Annotated in this window: 17 protein-coding genes; 11 read left to right on the top strand and 6 right to left on the bottom strand. The window is 31.4% G+C overall.

Annotated elements, in window-relative coordinates; translation table 11 throughout:
- The first annotated feature begins 14 nt into the window (after window positions 1-14).
- The 8 genes from AAEO59_RS11555 to AAEO59_RS11520 all read left to right on the top strand — a co-directional run bounded on the left by AAEO59_RS11555 (window position 15) and on the right by AAEO59_RS11520 (window position 11,866).
- On the top strand, window positions 15-1,709 hold the full coding sequence (locus AAEO59_RS11555) for a DUF262 domain-containing protein (protein ID WP_341700900.1): 1,695 nt from the start codon (window positions 15-17) through the stop codon (window positions 1,707-1,709).
- Between the two features lie 9 nt (window positions 1,710-1,718).
- Entirely contained in the window at window positions 1,719-2,183 is a 465-nt protein-coding gene (locus AAEO59_RS11550; RefSeq protein ID WP_341700899.1) for a hypothetical protein, read from the top strand.
- Between the two features lie 10 nt (window positions 2,184-2,193).
- Entirely contained in the window at window positions 2,194-5,220 is a 3,027-nt protein-coding gene (locus AAEO59_RS11545) for a cold-shock protein (protein ID WP_341700898.1), read from the top strand.
- 82 nt (window positions 5,221-5,302) lie between these two features.
- Window positions 5,303-5,650 carry a helix-turn-helix domain-containing protein gene (locus AAEO59_RS11540; protein WP_341700897.1) on the top strand — a complete coding sequence of 116 codons (348 nt, stop codon included), beginning with the start codon at window positions 5,303-5,305 and terminating at the stop codon, window positions 5,648-5,650.
- Window positions 5,650-6,942, top strand: a complete 1,293-nt coding sequence (locus AAEO59_RS11535; RefSeq protein ID WP_341700896.1) for a type II toxin-antitoxin system HipA family toxin — start codon at window positions 5,650-5,652, stop codon at window positions 6,940-6,942. The genes AAEO59_RS11540 and AAEO59_RS11535 overlap by 1 nt, the downstream gene beginning before the upstream one ends.
- A gap of 2 nt (window positions 6,943-6,944) precedes the next feature.
- Window positions 6,945-9,488: a BREX-1 system phosphatase PglZ type A gene (gene pglZ, locus AAEO59_RS11530; protein WP_341700895.1), complete on the top strand. Its 2,544-nt coding sequence runs from the start codon at window positions 6,945-6,947 to the stop codon at window positions 9,486-9,488.
- 10 nt (window positions 9,489-9,498) lie between these two features.
- Window positions 9,499-11,535: a BREX system Lon protease-like protein BrxL gene (gene brxL, locus AAEO59_RS11525; RefSeq protein ID WP_341700894.1), complete on the top strand. Its 2,037-nt coding sequence runs from the start codon at window positions 9,499-9,501 to the stop codon at window positions 11,533-11,535.
- A 10-nt stretch (window positions 11,536-11,545) separates the two neighbouring features.
- The gene (locus AAEO59_RS11520) at window positions 11,546-11,866 is read left to right on the top strand and encodes a hypothetical protein (protein WP_341700893.1); all 321 of its coding nucleotides are present in this window, start codon (window positions 11,546-11,548) and stop codon (window positions 11,864-11,866) included.
- A gap of 36 nt (window positions 11,867-11,902) precedes the next feature.
- On the opposite strand, the gene AAEO59_RS11515 is transcribed toward AAEO59_RS11520, so the two are convergent.
- Both AAEO59_RS11515 and AAEO59_RS11510 read right to left on the bottom strand, forming a co-directional pair.
- Window positions 11,903-12,988 (bottom strand): Fic family protein, encoded by a 1,086-nt coding sequence (locus AAEO59_RS11515; RefSeq protein WP_341700892.1) that lies wholly within the window; start codon window positions 12,986-12,988, stop codon window positions 11,903-11,905.
- Between the two features lie 709 nt (window positions 12,989-13,697).
- On the bottom strand, window positions 13,698-13,826 hold the full coding sequence (locus AAEO59_RS11510) for a hypothetical protein (RefSeq protein WP_341700891.1): 129 nt from the start codon (window positions 13,824-13,826) through the stop codon (window positions 13,698-13,700).
- Between the two features lie 786 nt (window positions 13,827-14,612).
- On the opposite strand from AAEO59_RS11510, the gene AAEO59_RS11505 reads away from it, so the two are divergent.
- From AAEO59_RS11505 to AAEO59_RS11495, 3 genes are all read left to right on the top strand, one after another.
- Window positions 14,613-15,038, top strand: a complete 426-nt coding sequence (locus tag AAEO59_RS11505; protein WP_341700890.1) for a DUF6943 family protein — start codon at window positions 14,613-14,615, stop codon at window positions 15,036-15,038.
- A 25-nt stretch (window positions 15,039-15,063) separates the two neighbouring features.
- The gene (locus AAEO59_RS11500; protein WP_128195562.1) at window positions 15,064-15,243 is read left to right on the top strand and encodes a hypothetical protein; all 180 of its coding nucleotides are present in this window, start codon (window positions 15,064-15,066) and stop codon (window positions 15,241-15,243) included.
- 246 nt (window positions 15,244-15,489) lie between these two features.
- The gene (locus tag AAEO59_RS11495) at window positions 15,490-17,118 is read left to right on the top strand and encodes a PDDEXK family nuclease (RefSeq protein ID WP_341700889.1); all 1,629 of its coding nucleotides are present in this window, start codon (window positions 15,490-15,492) and stop codon (window positions 17,116-17,118) included.
- 196 nt (window positions 17,119-17,314) lie between these two features.
- Here the strand turns inward: AAEO59_RS11495 and AAEO59_RS11490 are convergent, their stop codons facing one another.
- The 4 genes from AAEO59_RS11490 to AAEO59_RS11475 are packed head-to-tail and all read right to left on the bottom strand — an operon-like array spanning window position 17,315 to window position 18,881.
- A complete protein-coding gene (locus AAEO59_RS11490; RefSeq protein ID WP_341700888.1) occupies window positions 17,315-17,491 on the bottom strand; it encodes a hypothetical protein in 177 nt (58 codons plus the stop codon).
- Entirely contained in the window at window positions 17,478-17,693 is a 216-nt protein-coding gene (locus AAEO59_RS11485) for a hypothetical protein (RefSeq protein WP_341700887.1), read from the bottom strand. Before AAEO59_RS11485 ends, AAEO59_RS11490 begins: the two co-directional genes overlap by 14 nt.
- Window positions 17,694-17,697: 4 nt before the next feature.
- Window positions 17,698-18,093, bottom strand: a complete 396-nt coding sequence (locus AAEO59_RS11480; RefSeq protein ID WP_341700886.1) for a DUF5675 family protein — start codon at window positions 18,091-18,093, stop codon at window positions 17,698-17,700.
- Between the two features lie 29 nt (window positions 18,094-18,122).
- Complete coding sequence (locus tag AAEO59_RS11475) at window positions 18,123-18,881, bottom strand: hypothetical protein (protein ID WP_341700885.1); 759 nt, start codon at window positions 18,879-18,881, stop codon at window positions 18,123-18,125.
- Window positions 18,882-19,851: the final 970 nt, after the last annotated feature.

Genomic DNA, 19,851 nt, shown 5'->3' with positions numbered 1-19,851 from the left:
ATACAATCCATTAAATGGAAGCAAAAACAACAATTGGAGAAATCCTAAACGGAAGAAATAAAGTAGTAGTTCCAAGTTACCAAAGAGCCTATGCATGGGAAATTCCAAAAGAAAATAGAACCAGAGCTACACAAATTGATGTTTTTATTCAAGATTTAGAAGAATATTTAAAAAGTAATCCAACTTCTCCCTATTACTTTGGACATTTCCTTTTTGAAAAAAAAGGCGATTATTTGTTCAACATTATTGATGGGCAACAAAGACTAACCACAATTGTAATTTTCCTATCGGCAATTTTTAAAAAAATAACCGAATTTAGAGATTGGACAGAAAATGAAGAGTTTCTATATGAAACTATGATTAAAAGAAAAAGTACCATTCATTTTGAAACGGTGGATTATGACAATTTGCTTTTTAAAGATTATGTAATTACGCAAGAAAGAAAAGACAAGAACGGAATTGAAACAGAATCAGGAAAACGTATAGTAGCTGCCTTTGACTATTTTAATAATGCATTAAAAGAAAAAAATGAAGACTATTGTACCAGAATACTTAAAGCAATTACAACTGCAGTTTGTACCACTCATGAAGTAACAGACGAGTCAGAAGCAATTCAGATGTTTATTTTCCAAAACAACAGAGGAAAAAAGCCTACCAACTTGGAAATCATCAAAGCGCAATTCATGTACCAAGTACATTTATATGGTGGTGACGAAAAAGAAGCTGTAATTAATGAAATTAAAGAGCGTTTTGAAAAAATATATAAATCTATTTCTTCTATTGAATATAAAATCAGTGAAGACGATGTATTAACCTACACACTTAGAGTTCATTTCAATTCGCTTTGGGAAAACAATGCTGTTAATAGAGTAAACGAAGAACTAACAAAAAATAATGGAATTGAGTTTGTCAAAGAGTTTACTAAAAGTTTAGCCATTAGTTTTGAACACCTAACACGCTTTTTCGGAAAAGATGAAAGAGAAAATTTTGCCATTCATTCATTTATTACATTAGGAGGAATTGGTATAGCAGTGCCTTTTATTTTAAAATCTTATCGCTTTGGATTATCAATCACTGTAATTTCAGAATTATGTCTAAATTTTGAGACTATAGTTCTCCGCAATAGATTGATAGGTACTAGAGCTGATATAACCTCTCGACTTAATGATGTTTACCAAGGGTTTACAAAAAACAACACCGACATTCATCCAATAACAAGCCGAATACATTTCATTAGAAATACACAGAACGGTTGGTGGGATTACTGGAATAATATTGAACTTGAAAAAGCAATTCAAGGCAGTTTAAATCATTCAGTGGCAAAGTTTATTTTATGGAAATACGAAAACAAATTAGAAGCTGAAGGAAAATCGGGTTACGCACAATCAAGATTTGATAAGATAGAAAATCCAGAGTTAGAGCATTTAGCACCAACCACTGAACCATCAGTAAAACCTCATGGTTATGGAGTATATGATGAGGAATTCAGACAGCAATATTTAAACTGTCTTGGAAATTATTTATTGCTTTCAAAATCACATAATTGCAGTGTAAGTAACAATCATTTAAAAGATAAAATAAACTCATACAATCATTTAGCACAACAACGAGAAATCAAAGATTTCATAACTGAAAGTGGACTTTGGGATAAGGAAGCAATCACTAACCGTAAAACTAAGATTGTGAAATTTGTGATGGATAATTTTTAAAATCAAATTATGACTATACCTGAACTTATGCATAGTGCCAATCCTTACATTGAAAACAATATTGTTTTTGAAGTACCACAACAATTGTTTTTGCAACCAAATGGTAGAAATGCATACAACCAATTAATACGACAACAAGTACCTATAAATACTTATGGCGTTTATCTATGGGAAAACACGATAACAGGAGAGATTGTTTATATAGGAATGGCAGGTAAAGTAAAAACAAACGGCCAGTTAGGTTCACATTCCATTGAAAATCGTTTGATTGCATCAAGAGGTAAAGTAAATGGAAAAGATATTCTCACAAATGATTATATTAGTAATTTTATGCAAAATAGTAATGTAAATTCTTTAACATTTCATATCCTTAAAACAAATATACAAACACCACCTTCTTATTTGGAAGCGGTGTTGTTGTATAATTTTTATACTCAAAATGGCGTATTACCTATTTTAAATAATTCCTTTTAAACTTTTTAATATGATGCATTTAGGACTTGTAAAATGGTTTGATAACGATAAAGGATTTGGTCGTGTAGGAACTGTAAATGGCGATGATGTTTTTTTACATATTGATCAGTTTATTGTTAAACCAGAAAAGGTTCTCAAACTCAAAGCTTTGTTTTTTGACATTGAAACCAACAATAAAGGCAACAAAGCAACAAATGTTTCAAATCCAGATACCTACGAGCATTTTCTTTATATAATGTCATTAGTAGAAAGCAATCCTAAAGTAAATATAGAATTTACGATTAAAGGTAAAAGCCGATGGGGTAATGAATATATTAGAAAAGAATATAGGGATTGTAGTATTTTCGATAGTGCTTTATATCAACTTTTACGTCATAAAGATGCTGAAACTATTTATAATTACTTTACTAATTACTTCGATGAAAATCATTGGAATTCTATAGAAAAAATCAAGAAATTATTTAGTGCAACAAGAGAAGCTATTAAAGACTTAAAAGTCAACAATACTTTTGTTGATGCTGCAGATAATAATTTACCATCAATTATTTCTAACAGTGAATTATTAAGAAAAACATTTAAACATTTCTTATCTAAAATCAATGAAGAATTTTTGTTTGAATTATGGAGTAATGAAGACCATTATTTAGTTAAATCGAGATCTTTTATTGATTTCAATATGAATAATAATTATTTTGAATTTCCAGATGCTATTTTTTTAAAAAATTATGAAGTAATAGATAGCTATAGTTTAAAAAAAATTATTGCATTAGAAAATAAAGAAAATATTTGTTACAAGATTATTTCTAATCAAATTAATGATTATTCAGCATTTAATAATACAGAAACCTTAAAAATTGTAGAATCAATCAATTGTTTAATTGAAAGTGAAATATTTTCAGAATTGTATGAAAATCTTATTAGTAAAAACATAGAATTAATTATTACTAATAATTCAGAAAACAAAGATGAATTATCAAGGTTTAAAGAATTTTTAACTGTTATTGGAAATTATAAATGGAAATATTCAAAATTAAAGGTAATTGATATAGTAAATTCAAAACTTCCAAATGATACTATATTCAATTTCTGGAAAGAAACGAGATATTTTGTTCCGGGTAATGAATTTATTTTAGAAAATATAAATAAGTTAACACGAAATGATTTTTTAAATACATCTTTAGAATTCCGAAATGAATTTTTATTATCTGAATTTCAAAAAATCAAGTATGATAATTCTTTAAGTTCATTCTGCAATGTAATATTTTTAGTTTTTGAAATTTCTAAATGTGAAATTCAAATTATCGAAAATGAATTTCTTGAAAGTTACAAAGTAGCAATATGGCTTTATAACTCTTATTTTAATAAAAATAAAAGTAATTATTATCAAATTGAAAATAATCCATTTGAAATAAGTTTTACAAATGAACATTTTATACAATACCTTGTAAAAGTCGAAAATTTAAGTGAAATAATCACTTTAGTAAAAATAATATGTGAAATTGATAAAATATACAGAAGTCGTTCAACTCCAGAAAACACAACTGGTTTGTTTAAATTTACAAGTATAGACAGAACAAAAATAATTGATGAAGTATGTTCTAAACAAGAATTCAGCTTTGAAATAACAAAATTAATTATTTTAAAGAAGTTTTTAGCCGAAAATGCAATTAAGGAAAATATTGATATTGCTAAATGTTTTTTTCCAAAATTTATTAATCCTGAGGAAGATTTAGTTTTTAACGAACTTTTAAAATTTAGTGATTTTTTTGAAAATAATATCGAGTATAAAAATAATTTTTATACATACATAAGTGAACTTGTTTCTTTTCCCAAACTAGTTACTTTATGGTACTATGATTATATAAATACTATTGATTTATATCAAGCTCTTGAATTTTTGCAAACGTTTGATGATAAAAACCAATTTATATTTTTACAAAAAATCTTTTCACTTATACATCTGAAAAAATCGCTGATTTCTGCAGAATTATTTAACAAATTCGAAAATTTGGCAAGTAATCCATCTATAAATTTAAATGTTAGGATTGCTCTTTATGTGCTGAATTCATTAAAACTAAACAATCAATTTATTCAAGACAAAACAATATTTGAATTAGTTAGTCAGCGTCTCAATGAGAATTTAAACGAACTTATTGATATTGATGAATTATTGGATAAATGTGGAGGAAGAACATGGAAAGCATTCAGTTATGATTCGAATAACAGAGAAGAATGGTATGTTAATATTGGTGGTCATGAATTTCCGGTTAGCGATAGTCAAATTAATATTAACGGCAAAAGCTATTGGTTGAACAAGGAAAATAAATCAGTTTGTATTAATGGGATTTATTATAATTTCAAGTGGTCAAAGAAGCGTAATATATTCCACACTGAGAACTATGGAATACCCGATGGATTAACTTTTTGTGATGCCGTTAAATCTCAATTTGATGAAAACTTAAAATCAAATTTTTATTGGTGTTGCAATAGTAAGTGCTACAGTCCATGTCAAAAAAATTACAATCCATTTCAGTGGGAAAAATATACTTTAAGAGATTTTATTATAATTTTAGGAATTCCGTTCGATAATGATTTGTATTATAGATTTGTGTCTGTCGTAAACAGAGTTAACCGTCTGTTAGAAAAATTAAAATGCAATTCATGCAATAAATTAATGCGAGATGCAGCAACTTCAGAATTCGCATTTTACAGAGTAAATACTTTTCATTGTACAGATTCAAATTGTAGTGAATTTCATAAAACAGTTTATTTAACACATTGTTTAAATTGGAGATGTCTAAATATTATTGATACTAGAGTTTCAAAAGCTTGTTCTAATGGATGGTATATATGTGATAAATGTGATAATTGCTGTTCTCAAGAGAAAATTGACATGAGATATCAAAACTTATTAACTAATGCAGCTTTCAATCCAAATAATCCAAGACACCAAAAACTAAAATTTCAAGTGGATAATAAATTAGGACATTTAGAAAGAAACGAGGTTTATAATTATAAAACTGGAGAAAAAAAATAAAATACCATTACTGTTATTTAATTCAATTTAATTAATTAAATTTGTATGACATATCAGTCATTAAAACCAAAAAACACGATTTATGAATGATAAACAATACATAGACTGGGTTTCAATGAGCGATGCAGCGCTGGCACAAACTATTGGAACATTCGTAAAACACCATCGTTTAGCACAAAACAAAACACAAGAAGAAGTAGCTAATGCGGCAAACATTAGTCGTTCTACATTAAGTTTGTTAGAAAAAGGAGAAAACATTACGGTACCAACACTCCTACAAGTACTTCGGGTGTTAGATGTGCTATATGTAATGAATACATTCAAAATTCAAGAAGAAATTAGTCCTTTAGAACTCGCAAAGCAAGAACAGCAAAAAAGACAACGAGCTAGAAATACAGATAACGACAACACCAAAAAATCAGATTGGTAATGATTACAACCGCTTTCGTTAAAATATGGGGAGAAACAGTCGGTGCTGTAGCGTGGAATACCGAGACAGGTCTAGCTAGTTTTGAGTATGACCCAAAGTTCATAACTACTAAAACTGATTTAGCACCACTTAAAATGCCAATTGCAAACAGCAACAAGCGTATTTTTTCATTTCCAGAGCTCAGAGATGTAAAAACATTTAAAGGCTTACCAGGTCTATTAGCAGATGTATTACCAGATGATTACGGAAATCAATTAATCAACAGTTGGTTAGCACAACAAGGGCGTCCAGAAAATAGTATGAATCCGGTAGAACTTTTATGTTTTATAGGAACACGAGGTATGGGAGCATTAGAGTTTGAACCTTCTCAGTTAAAACCAAATAAAAGAGCTTTTGACATTGAAATAGATAGTTTGGTAAGCATTTCCCAAAAAATGCTGGCTAAAAGAGAAAGTTTTGAAACCAATTTAAGCGATAATGAACAAAAAGCCATGCTAGACATCCTTAAAATAGGAACCTCAGCAGGCGGGGCACGCCCAAAAGCGATTATTGCCTACAATGAAAAAACAGGGCAAGTAAAATCGGGGCAAACAATTGCTCCAAAAGGTTTTGAACACTGGCTAATTAAATTAGATACCGTAAGCGATGTGCAATTTGGCGAAAGCACAGGTTATGGCAGAATAGAAATGGCATATTACCTAATGGCTAAAGCATGTGAAATAGAAATGATGGAGTGTCGATTGATGGAGGAAAATGGCAGAGCACATTTCATGACCAAACGATTTGATCGCGAAGGTGGTGAACAAAAACACCACATACAAACCTTATGTGCCATGCAACACTATGATTTTAGTCAAATCACAAGTTTTAGTTATGAACAACTGTTTCAAACCATGCGTTTATTAAGACTCCCCTATCCACAAGCAGAACAAATGTTTAAAAGAATGGTCTTTAATGTAATCGCTAGAAATTGTGATGATCACACAAAAAACTTTGCCTTTAGATTAAAAAAAGAAGGAGAATGGGAATTAGCTCCTGCCTACGATATTTGTTTTGCCTATCGTCCGGATAGTGATTGGGTAAGCCAACACAATTTGAGTATTAATGGAAAAAGAAAAGGCATTACAAAAGACGACCTTTTAGTTGTAGCCAAATCAATGAATATTAAAAAGGCCAACAGCATTATTGATCAGATTAGTAAAACGGTTACAAATTGGTACACATTTGCCGAAGAGGCAAAAGTAGACACTCAATTTAAAGAAAACATAGGCAACTCACATTTAATTATATAAAGATGTTTGCAGAAAAGGTAATACAAACACTAGCAAATAGTGATAAAAAAATAATCTTCTATTTTGATACCGATGGTTCAAAGAAAGAAGAACTAGCTGCTATTGAAGAAGCGGGTATTAAAGTAGTTGAAGTAAATAAAAATTATTTTGAACTAAAATTCAAATTGGATAAAGAATGGAAGGATAGTAAAATAGTATTGTATCATGCTTTTGCAAAACCAGAAGGTAAAAAAATAAGAAAGTATCCTCTATTAGATTTGTTATCGGCAAACATCGAATTGAGACTCGATGAGGTATCTGAGTTTATGACCGAGTACAAGTTACACGAACAATATACCGCAACAGTAAACAAATACTTTAAATTACTAAAAACAAAAAACAATCAAAAAAAGTTAGCAAATATACTAGACCCAGACTATTTTAACGAGGATAGTTTAAAACGAGGTTTAATTTCAATTCTTTTAGAATTCAATAGTGTAGAAGATAAATTCAACTGTATGAACAAATGGTTGAATCTTACATTGGATGAAAATAAATTCAATAAAGTGAATAAAGCATTAAAAGAATATGAATTAGATGTAATACTAGTAAAATGGTTCAATGTATTATTAGATACTAAAGAAGAAAATCTTTCAATTGATTCAGCTTCAAATTGGATTATAAAGTTAAAATACAATATCCTCACAGCAAATGTTCCAAAAACAGTAAAAGAAGACACCTATAGTACGCTTAAAATTAAACGAGCAGCTGACACCTTTAAGCTGTTAAAGTTTTATGATATTTGGCAAAAACAACAAAACAATCAGGCAATTATAGAAAAAATCTTAAATAGTATTGGGAATAAAATAAACACCCTATCCATATTAAAATGGTATGGTACAGAAGTAGAATACGAATATTATTCTGAAGAAATGATTGAAAGCATTCTTAAAATGCTTTACAATGAAGTCGAAGACAATACATTTAAAACAAAAGAGGAATGTATTAGATGGAGAAAAGAGGAAAATAGTAGCGAATACATTAAAGATCAAATAGATTTTCTATACCATGCTTCAAGTATGTATGCCGTATTAGAAAGCTATAAGTCATTTCGTTTCAATTCAGCAGAACAGTATATAAAGGAATACACAACTGAGCTACACAAAGTAGACTATAATTATCGAAAAGCAGTAATTGCTTTTGATAAAGTAAGAGATCATCTTGAAGAATTTGAAACAATAGCATTACCTGTTTTTTCAAAATTAAATAACAAGTACGATAGATTTTTAATTGAGTACAATAGTGAATGGCAAAAGCTTTTAGAAGAAAAGGACTTTAATTTTCACAACATAGACTGCAACAAGCAATTTAATTTTTACCAAGATAATTTAGGTGAAGTAGATTATAAAATGGCGGTAATCATTTCAGATGCATTTCGTTATGAATTAGGACATGAACTATACAACGACTTGTTGGCAGATAGCAAAAATAACTTAACAATTCAACCTTGTCTAGCCTCTGTACCTTCTTACACAAACTTAGGAATGTCAAATTTACTTCCAAATAAAGGAATAACGGTCGAAAAAGGAGAACAAGATTTAGTTTTTAAAATTAATGGTAAGCCAACAAATAGTCAAAATCGTCAAGCCATATTACAAGATAATGTTCCAGAAAGTGTAACGATTGATTATGCAGAGATAATAAAATTTGACAGAGATACCGGTAGACAGTTTTTTATCAAGAATAAATTAGTCTATATCTATCACGATTGGATGGATGCTATTGGAGATAAAAAGAGAACGGAACACGAAACTTTTGAAGAAACGAGTAAAGTAGTAGACCAAATTAAAAGACTTATCAAAAAAATTCACGGTTGGAATATTTTGCATGTTTTAGTTACTGCTGATCATGGATTTCTTTTCAATTACAACGAATTAAAAGAAAATGACAAAGAAACAACACCTAAAACAAAAGGATATAGTAAAGATAATTCTCGTTTCGTAATTGGAGAAAAATTTGAAGGAAAACAAGATGGGTATGTATTCGATATGAAAAACACAACCAATTGTGAAACCGATTTAAAAATTACTATTCCTAGAGCAATAAATAGATACAGAAGACAAGGTAATATTGGATTACAATTTGTTCATGGTGGGGCAAGCATCCAAGAAGTAATTACACCAGTAATTAAATATTACAAACAAAAAAAGGAAACAACTGAAACGGTAACATTCAGAAGAATTGACAATACCAATAAAATTACCACTGGAAATATAAAAGTGGCGTTACTGCAAAACGAACCAGTATCTAATGAATTAAAAAGTTTAGATATTGTAATAGGCTTATTTAATGACAATGGTGAATTAGTTTCCAACGAAGTAGAACTATCATGTAATGCAACATCTGCTAACCCTAAAGAAAGAGTTTTTGAAATAATTCTAACATTAAATTCTTTAGGTTCAAAAGCTTCATTCTGTCATTTAAAAGCATATAATCCAAAAGATAAATTAAACCCAATTCTTAATGACTTAATTACAATTAGTACATTAATGGAAATGGATTTTTAAACGTATAATTATGGTGTTAAAAGAAAAAATAGTAAAGTATTTTGAAGGCAAAGTAGTTCGTAAAGACCTTACTTCTAAGATTAAAGGTAATGCAGTAGTTCCAACGTATGTTTTAGAATATTTATTAGGGCAATATTGCGCAGTGGACGATCAAGCCATTATTGAAGAAGGAATTGAAAAAGTAAAAGACATCATTAAAAACAATTATGTCCATAGAAGCGAATCTGAAGTTGTTAAAGCAAATATTAGAGACAAACAAAGCTATAAAATAATTGATAAGGTAAATGTTTCCTTAAATGATAGAGCAAACATCTACGAAGCTGAATTAGCAAATTTAGGGGTAAGAAACATTCAAATCTCTGACAATATAGTGATGCAAAACCAAAAATTATTAAGTGGTAGTGGTGTTTGGTGCATTGTAAATATGGGGTACTCCCACGAAGAAGACATAAAAGTTAGATGGCTGATAGAAGATGTAAAACCAATTCAAGTATCAAATATAAGTGTTCCAGAATATTTAGAAGCAAGAAAGAATTTCACGACTGATGAATGGATAGATCTATTAATGCATAGTATCGGATTAAATCCCGAATTTTTCAATAAAAGAGGTAAACTTATCCAATTATCACGCTTAATCACTCATGTAGAGAACAATTACAACTTTATTGAATTAGGACCAAAAGGAACAGGGAAATCACATATTTTTTCGGAGTTGTCTCCTCATGGTGTTTTAGTTTCTGGAGGTGATGTTTCAAAAGCGAGGTTATTCGTAAACAATACAGGGAATAAAATAGGTTTAGTGGGCTATTGGGATGTGATTGCTTTGGACGAATTCGAACAGGATAAAGGATCCAAAAAAGTAGACGGTGATTTGGTAAAAATACTCCAAAACTACATGGCCAATCAATCGTTTAATCGAGGGAAAGAAACCTATCAGGCAACAGCCTCATTGGCATACGTTGGAAATACCAAGCATACAGTTCCTTATATGCTAAAAAACAGTCACCTCTTCGAATCAATTCCTGAAGGATACATTAAAGGAGCATTCCTCGATCGGATGCACATTTACATTCCAGGATGGGAAGTACGCATTTTAAAAAATTCAGTATTCTCAACAGAGTTTGGGTTCATCGTAGACTACATGGCAGAAATTTTAAAAGAATTACGTAAATCAGATTACAGTGGTATCTTAGACCAATACGTAGAGTTAGACGGTTCACTTTCTCAAAGAGATAAAACCGCTATTCGTAAAACGTTTTCTGGTTTAATGAAATTAATCTATCCTCATAAAGAAATAACAGAAACCGAATTATTAGAATTATTGGACTTTGCTATGGAAGGAAGAAAAAGAGTAAAAGACCAATTATACATTATTGATGAAACATTCCGAACAGAACCGGTAAATTTCGAATACACCATAAAATCTTCCGGAATAAAAGTAAGTCCGGAAACTCTCGAAAAATTAAATTATCAAACAGAAATCAAAGCCAAACAACTAGAGATTACTGAAAATATTGTTATTGAAAACACTAATGAGGTTCAAAATAAAAATGTTACAGAGACAACAAAAATACAGTTAACACCCCATCAAACCATTATAAAAGACAACCAAACCGGAATTTCTTATAAAAATCTATTTGCTACTTACCTCAAAGGAGCAAACAAAATCACCATTCAGGATCCATACATTCGATTACCTTACCAATTCAAAAACTTATTAGAATTCTGCGTTATGTTAAGCAGTAATAAAGAACTGGAAGAAGAAATTGATTTGGAAATTGTTACTTGGAATACAGAAGAATACCTTCAGGATAGCACAACTTATTTGGAAGAAATACAGGAAAGCGTTCAGGAAATAGGTATACATTTATCCTACCGTTTTGAAAACCTTCACGATAGAAGTATTATTGCCGACAATCGTTGGAAAATAACTTTAGGAAGAGGACTTGATATTTTCGAAAAATCAGAAAACCGATTCAGTGTAGCGGACATAGAACAGACAAGAAGAAAATGTAAATCTTGTGAAATAACGTATTTAAGATTTTAATTTTATAAATTTGGGAAACATAATAGCAACAAAATGTAAATCTTGTGGTTTTTCTAATGAATTCAGATACGGTGGTGGAAGATTTAGTTATCAAACACATTGCCCTGTTCCTGCAATTAATAAAGAAACTTTAAAATTTGAAAACATTAACTATTTAGAACATAAGGATTCTGACAAATATCTATTTTATAGTGATAATATATTAAAAGGAAATAATTTTGATAATAACACAATCAATAACTTTGATTTAAAATTAAATATGGTCAATAATTATTGTCCTAGCTGTAAAGAAAAATCTTTAGATTTTAGAATAACTATGTTTACAGATTGATTAAAAAATGCACCTATAATTATCACATACTGAAATTTAGTGTATCAACTTATACGAGGTTGCTCTTCCACTACCTTCCTGTTCAAGTATACCTTTACCCATCAAATCCTGTATATCCCTAAGTGAGGTATCCGTAGATACTTTGGTTATTTTGGCGTACTTAGAAACAGTCAATTTACCAAAAAAATCATCAAGCAACAAGTGAAGTATTTTTTGTTGACGTGGGTTAAAGTCTGTAGTTCGGTGTGTTTCCCAAAAACGAGCACGTTTCAAAGTGGCTGCTATCGTTTCATCGGTCTGTGCCATCGAGTGCAACAAGCATTCAAGAAACCATGTTAGCCACGGTGTGATATCCAAATCTCCTTTTTGGGTGCTTTCCAATATTTCATAATAGGTTTTTCTGTCAGCCTGTATTTGTGCCGACATCGAATAAAACCGTTGTTTGCTTTGGTCGGCTCGTGCCAATTGCATATCGGTTATCGCACGTGTAATACGTCCGTTGCCATCGTCAAAAGGATGTATCGTCACAAACCACAAATGTGCAAAAGCAGCTTTAAGTACTGGGTCAATATCTTGGTTAGCATTAAACCAATCTAAAAAGGCTTTCATTTCTGCAGGTACTTTCTCTGCACTCGGTGCTTCAAAATGTACAGTTTCCTTTCCCATCGGTCCCGAAGTAACCTGCATCGCATCATCACGCCAAGCAGCCGTCTTTATTTTATACATACCGCTTCGTCCGGTCGGAAACAGCGCTGCATGCCATCCAAACAAACGGTCATCACTTAAAGGTTCATCATAGCGTTGTGTTGCATCCAATAACATTTCTACTACACCTTCAACATTGCGTTCTGCAGCTACAGCTCCGGCTATTTCAATACCCAAACGTCTTGCAATAGAAGAACGTACTTGCTCAGGGTTCAGTTGCTCACCTTCAATTTCACTCGACTTCACAACATCCAAAGTCAAGGTTTTAAGCACAGTTTCCTCTTGCAGTCGAAATCCAAGTCCTTGCATTACACCCAGTATCTTACCTTGTTTATGTCTAACTTCTCCAAGTAATGGAGTAATTACTTCCGCATCCCAGGTAAATTTTGTCCAGTCTTTTCGTTGATGAATATACATAACACCGCATTTTTGCGGTAAATATAAAGCTTATTTACCGCAAATAACAAATCATGCGGCGATTATTTTATATTATCACCGCATTTTTGCGGTAAATATAGGTCGGAATCACCGCATATTACAAAAAAAGAGTAAGTCCAGTTATCTAAAGAGAGCGTTTGTCTTCCAATTGCCACTCCTTCCCAACGCTCCTAAAAAAATTACTGTCATGGTTTTTGTACCAACGCACATCAAGCACTTTGCCTGTTGGCTAGAAATCTTTATTTAATAATCAAAAACCAATAAGCCATCAGTCAAAGAGCTTGTCCAGCGCTCAAAACAAAAACGCGTACGCTACGCAACTCATGCCAGTAATTTTTTCTCAAAAGCTTAGTTACATAATGTGGCATTATAGTGCATGAAGAAATATCCTGCATCTAATGAAACCAACGGATGCACTATAATAACATTATGTAAAAAAGCCGCTCATCCAACGCGCTTGCCAGTGGCTTCAGGACAACATTTTTTGCAGCTCCAATCGCACCACCCAGCTACAAAAAAATACCGTCCTTCGCCACTGTCTTTAACAATGTCTTGTATTTCATCTGAAACTTTAAGGTTATCATTGCTTTTAAGAACTTTTGCATTCACTGTTTTTATCATCTAGGCGGTAACATAGGAAGTATTTTCATTGCTTTTGTAAGTAATAAAATGGCTTTAGAATTTTAGTTTATTTGCCTATAGTAAAAGCCATTTCATTACCCACAAAACCAAAATCCCAAGCAAGAGTATTATTTTTTATTTGCCAGAAAAACAGCAGTAATTGCTTTAACGGAAAAGCCGATGCCATACCGTTCATAATAATAGTAATGACACACTATAAAGATTGTATTTCTTTCAAGTATATGGCAGCAGCTTTTCCGTTAAACCAATCAGAACATCCCAATAAACAAATAATACCCTTGCCTGCGCTACTGCCCCATCGCACTAGGTAAGTTTTAGCATTGTTTTTTGAAGATGCTTCCCATTTCCATATCAACTTTCCGACTGAACACTAACCACTGATTACGGAACACTACTCAAGCATCCTCAAAAATCAAATGAGTAGAAATGACCATTACGTTTGACCAATAAAAAAAATAAATAAACACAAACGAAAGAGTATCCAAATTTTCAGCCAGATGAAAAACGTTTTTATTATTTGGATTTGGATTTCCATCCGTCCAAAAAATTGGATACCCTTTCAAGAACACTCCTGCAAAAAAACAACACTCATTCTCTCAAAATTTCATCCAAAAAATGCAATGAAATTTGAGTAGATATTTCAAAATAAAAAATAAAAAATAAAAAAAAGAGAGCAAAACTAAGTTCCAGGTATTCAAAAAAGCAAGTTCAAGCCCTTCGGGTTTCATAAAAAATCTCCACCCTTATTTTTCCGACTGACTATTTTACTGAACACTTCTATTTAGGGTAGTATTTTTTCTGAAAAACTTGCTTTTTTGAAACCTTCCACTTGAAAAACGGCTTTCTTTTTTTTCTTTTTCTTTTGAAATGATTTATTGGTGCAGAGCGCAGCGAGGCACTAAGGCATTTATCAGAAACAGCGAAGAAATGAGAAGAAAAGCTAACCTTTAAATCTGAAGCTATGCCTAATTTCATCATTAAGACACACCAAAAAGACACACGCTACAGCAAACCTCATTTGTTCATTCTGAACAAAGGGATGAACAGCGGTAAACCCCAAAAAGAGCCATTTACGAACAGTTTTGTTGTTATTTTTCAAAATGAAGAAGATTGCGAGAATAGCTATTTTATTGCTTACAGCTTATGGAAAACTAAATTTTGGCATCCATTTTTAGTAGGTTCGGTAATTCCGTTTTTACGACTTCAAAATTTTTCAAAAGAGTTTAATTTAAAAGCAAATTTGATGATGCAGGAATATGAAGAACATCAAAAACAAATTTCGACGTTAAAACTTCTGGAACAAAAAGAAAAGCAATTCCACCAGAACATCAATCTTATTAACGATATGCGTAGGGTTATTTTATACCGCTATTGCAAGAAAAACTGATTAATTAACCTTTAAAATTACTCCTATGAGCATTTTTTTATTATTTCAAACAGACAATTGGAAATCAAGAGCATCAAGAGTTTTTTTTGGTGCTTTTGACAGCAGAAACAAAGCAATTGACTTTGCTAAATACAACGATTTGTATTGCCATAATTCCGAAGTAGTGGTCGTTGAGGTACAACTTAATCAATTTGGTGAAATCTAAAAGCAATAAAGCCTGATCTTACGACCAGGTCTTTTTTTTGTTTTTAGAACTTCCTTTTTTTCTTATGAATAGAATTAAAACTTTCCTGTTATTTTGACGTATATTGCATTGCCTAAAGTTACAACTATCCTGTCGAATAGAAAAAATAGATTGAATTGTTACTTGTATAAACAGTTATGCATAAACACAATACTGTTCAGCGATAAGTTGATATTTTACAAATAATTCCAATAATGTATTGAAGTAATGAGTAAAAATCTTCAAATTAGAACATCTGAATTTATAGAAAAATCAATTAAAATTCATGGTAATAAATTTGATTATTCGAAAGTAGAATATTCTGGTACCCACACAAAAGTTTGCATAATATGTCCAGAGCATGGAGAATTTTATCAAGCCCCCAGTAATCATTTATCAGGCAAAGATTGTTTGAAATGTTCTCATAAAAAGATACGTCAGAAAATGGCACAGGGAAAAGAACAATTTATAGAAAAATCAACAACAGTACATGGGGATAAATATGATTATTCTAAAGTGGAATATGTAAATTCAAAGACAAAGGTTTGTATTGTATGTAACAAATTAGATGAAATAACAGGGGAAAAGCATAATGAATTTTGGCAAATTCCTACCAGTCATTTAAAAGGGTCAACTTGCCCTAAATGCACTGGACATTACATGAATCAAGAAATTTTTATAAAAAGGGCAAAAGTTATTCATAATAACAAATATGATTATTCAAAAGTTGAATATAAAGCAGTAAAAGTTAAAGTATGTATAATATGTCCCGAACATGGGGAGTTTTTGCAAACACCTGATAGCCATCTAAATGGTCAAAGATGTTCAAAATGTAGTGGTGTTCACAGATATAACACTAATGAATGGATAGAGAAAGCAAGTAATATTCATGGTCAAATTTATGATTATTCTAAAGTGGTTTATGTTAACAATAGCACTAAAATCTGCATTATTTGTAAAGAACATGGTGAGTTTTGGCAGACACCCGCTAACCATATAAAAGGTAAAAATTGTCCTAAATGTACTGGACATTTTATGGATAAAAACTTTTTTATAAACAAAGCGAAAGAAGTTTATAAAGATAAAAACGGTAATCCTTTATATGATTATTCATTAACTCATTATAAAGATTCTTCTACTCATGTTACTATAATATGTCACAAAATAGATTTCGAAACTGGTAAAGAACATGGTAAATTTTCTAAAACTCCAAATAAGCATTTGGGAGGACAAGGATGCCCGTTATGTGGCAATGAATCAGGTGGCATAAAAAACCGTCTAAGTAATGAAGAATTTCTCAAGAAAGCATTTACGGACGAATATGAATATTTAACTGAATATGTAACAGCTAAAGCTAAAATCCATATTCAATGTAAAAAATGCGGGCATAAATTTTGGCAAGGGGCATTTAGTCATTTGAGTGGATGTGGTTGTCCAGTTTGTAATGAAAGTAAGTTAGAAAAAGAAGTTACTAAATATTTGAATGAAAACAATTTTAGATATGAAAAACAAAAAAGGTTTAAATGGTTAGGGAGGCAAAGCTTAGATTTTTATCTTCAAGATTATGATATAGCTATCGAATGCCAAGGTATTCAGCATTTTGAACCAAAGGATTTCTTTGGTGGAGATAGTGGATTAGCAGAAATAGTAAAAAGAGATCATAGAAAACTCAAAAAATGTTTATCTAATAATATAGAAATGATTTATATTATAGACAATGAAAAATATCTTGAAAACAAGTACCACTTCGATGTAGTAGAACCCTTTTCAGGTAATGTAAGTTATAAGATTATGCATTTAGATTATTTCGAGGATTACATAAACCATTTAGTTGAGCAATCTCATTTTAGAGAATAGAGAAAATGAAGAATAAAAGAATTTCATAATGTTTTAAAGTAATGAGAAACTCTTGCTACCGCAAAATATGAAATTCAGTGAAGTGAATCCATTTGTGTGAAATTCTTAAAGTAAATTACTGAAATACAAAAGCCTGATCTTTACGATCAGGCTTTCAATTTGTTTAACCCAAAGGTCACCACAACTAGGGCTAAACTTATTTTTTGTGCTTCTTATTTAGGCTTTTAAGCAGTAACGAAATCATAAAACTGACAACCGCTCCAACAGTGGCTAAGACCGCTGTTTTTACAATATCTTCAGATTGAATATTAGGTACTATACTTAAAAATGTGCCTCCGGCAGTTCCCATCAAGGTTTGGTTATGGGCTGTCATCAGTTGTAGTAAGCTGGCTTACAGCTGACAAAACACCACCAGCTACAGCAACGTAACCTCCAATAGTTGTTACTATTACAGGAAGCGCAATTGGAGCAGCTAACATAGTTCCGCCAATAGCAGCTAATGTCAAACCAATATTTCGAAGCACTTTAAAAAACTTTGGTGTGGGAGCTGAAGCTCTTTTTATAATTTTTTTCATAATCTTAAGATTGAATTAGTATTTCAACACTTTCTTTATGGTCTAAAGCTTTATATACAAAGTCTTTTAACTTCGTAAAAGCTTTTCTAGACATCAAACCTAAACCTGGTCCAGAAAGTTTAGTCACCGGAGCAATACAGCCTTGCAATTCCTTTTGAGCATTATTAGCAGGATGAAATAGAATAAACTTTCTATTGGGCACATCTACCAATTCCAAATGCCATTTGTATTTAGTACTGTATCGCTTTCTAATAAAATATTTCCCTTCCGGAATGCAGGAAACCTTAGTCTTGTTCATCTTCCACGGTAATTCAATGGTATTACAAATCAATTTACCTTCGCATTCGAGTTTACCATTAGTTCCTTCGGGGAAATAAGTTCTGGTTAAAAACAAAACCATAATTCTGATTTCTAAATTCTAACTTCAGATTACACACCTCCATTAACTACGATAAGCGCTAAAGGGTTGTAAGCTCCATTTTTCAAAGAGTACATACTTCCGTTCACCTCTTGGTAGAACTCCAATCCTAAAACCAGGAATAGCGGTTTAGTACTGTTAGGAGTAACAGTGTTTACATGGCTAATAACTGCCGTTGGTGTTGCATCCCATGATAAAATAGCGGTTTCTGTATGTTGCTCCACAAAACTTTCATTTTCAAAATCAATTTCAACACCAGCCGAAATGATTTTGAAATGAGTAGTTCCCCCTGGAGCTGCAATCATATTGGACGGAATAAAAGATGGAATATCTACGCTAATTTCCCCAGTAACCCTGTTGATAGCTCCAGTATAAGGAGCAAACAAACTAGTCCCTAGTTTTCCTCGAATATTAAATTCAAATCCAGCCAACAATTCTGCCTCACCATCAATTACGTTTCGCAATCCACGTTCATTAGTAGAATCAGCCTGAATCACCTTAACCATAGATTGAGTCAAACGACTCACCATTCGACTATCCGCAGAATTCAGTAACAATACACGTAAAGCTGTTCTCAGCACTTTACCAGCCTTCCCTGCTCTACCAAATTCAGAACCGTTTTCACGTGTTCTTTGAAACGCAGGATCAGTCGCGATTCTGTTAGCGTCAATTCCGCCTTTTTCTCTCGCTAAATGACCATCCAGCGTTTTGTAAAAAGTAATATCCCCAATAGTACCCTTTAATTTAATTATGCCTTTTTGCCTTGCCATAACTTCATAATTTTGTTAAACATTCAATTAAAAACTCCTTCATTCTCTCTATCAGTTGCAACCACATTTTTGAATGATTTCATTGCAAAATTTAAAAGTTAATTGTAAAAAGTAAATGAGCTTAGTTCCATATGTCACAATTTGACATAAATGGCAATGATCTTCTCATTTGACAAACAAATTGTAGTATCGAATATGAAAATTCACAGCTTAAAACTAAATGATATATTCTTTAATTTTATAGTTTCAAGATATTTGTAATAAAGTATCTTAATGCTACTCAAAGCCTACTCAAAGCTATAGATAAAGTATGAAAACAGAAAAAAAGAGATTATGTATCTATCCAAAGGACATACAGCGTATTACTGGAAAGAGTTATCGCCAAAGTATTCGATTGTTACAAAAGATTAGAAAGGACCTTAATAAGCTTGAAAATGAATTTGTGAGTATTGAAGAGTTCTGCTTTTATACTAGTTTAAAACACGAACAAGTTATTACCTTAATCGTTGATTAATTATGCACATAACTAGTTCAAAATTTGGTTAGTATAATAGAAATTTATGGACTAATTTTTGTAAATTTGTTATCTCAACACATATGAAAAACTACGATTTTTTCATAGGGGTACAATTAGGAGTACTTAGAAAAGTTTTATATAAAAACACTTGAAAACACTAGCATTAGAAAGAATCCATAAATCCCTCTTTCTCCGCCAGAAAGAGTTTCAAAAGAAACTTTAAATATAATAAAGCCTTTAAATACTTGTATTTAAAGGCTTTATTGATTTTAGGCTGTTTCAAAAAACACCTAAAATAGCAAAGGACGGTGACCCTATTTGGGATCAATCTCGGATCAATCTCAAAACCTGGGGGCAAATATTTAAAAAAAAAGAAGAACTTTGTCTTTATAAGAATTATTGATGACTTCTATAGAACTTTTAAAATTTATGCTGCCTGATTTTTTAGTAGAA

Source organism: Flavobacterium flavipallidum (assembly GCF_038289905.1).
Lineage (GTDB): Bacteria > Bacteroidota > Bacteroidia > Flavobacteriales > Flavobacteriaceae > Flavobacterium > Flavobacterium flavipallidum.
The sequence above is the reverse complement of the archived record's forward strand: the minus strand, read 5'-3'. Positions and strand labels throughout refer to the sequence as shown.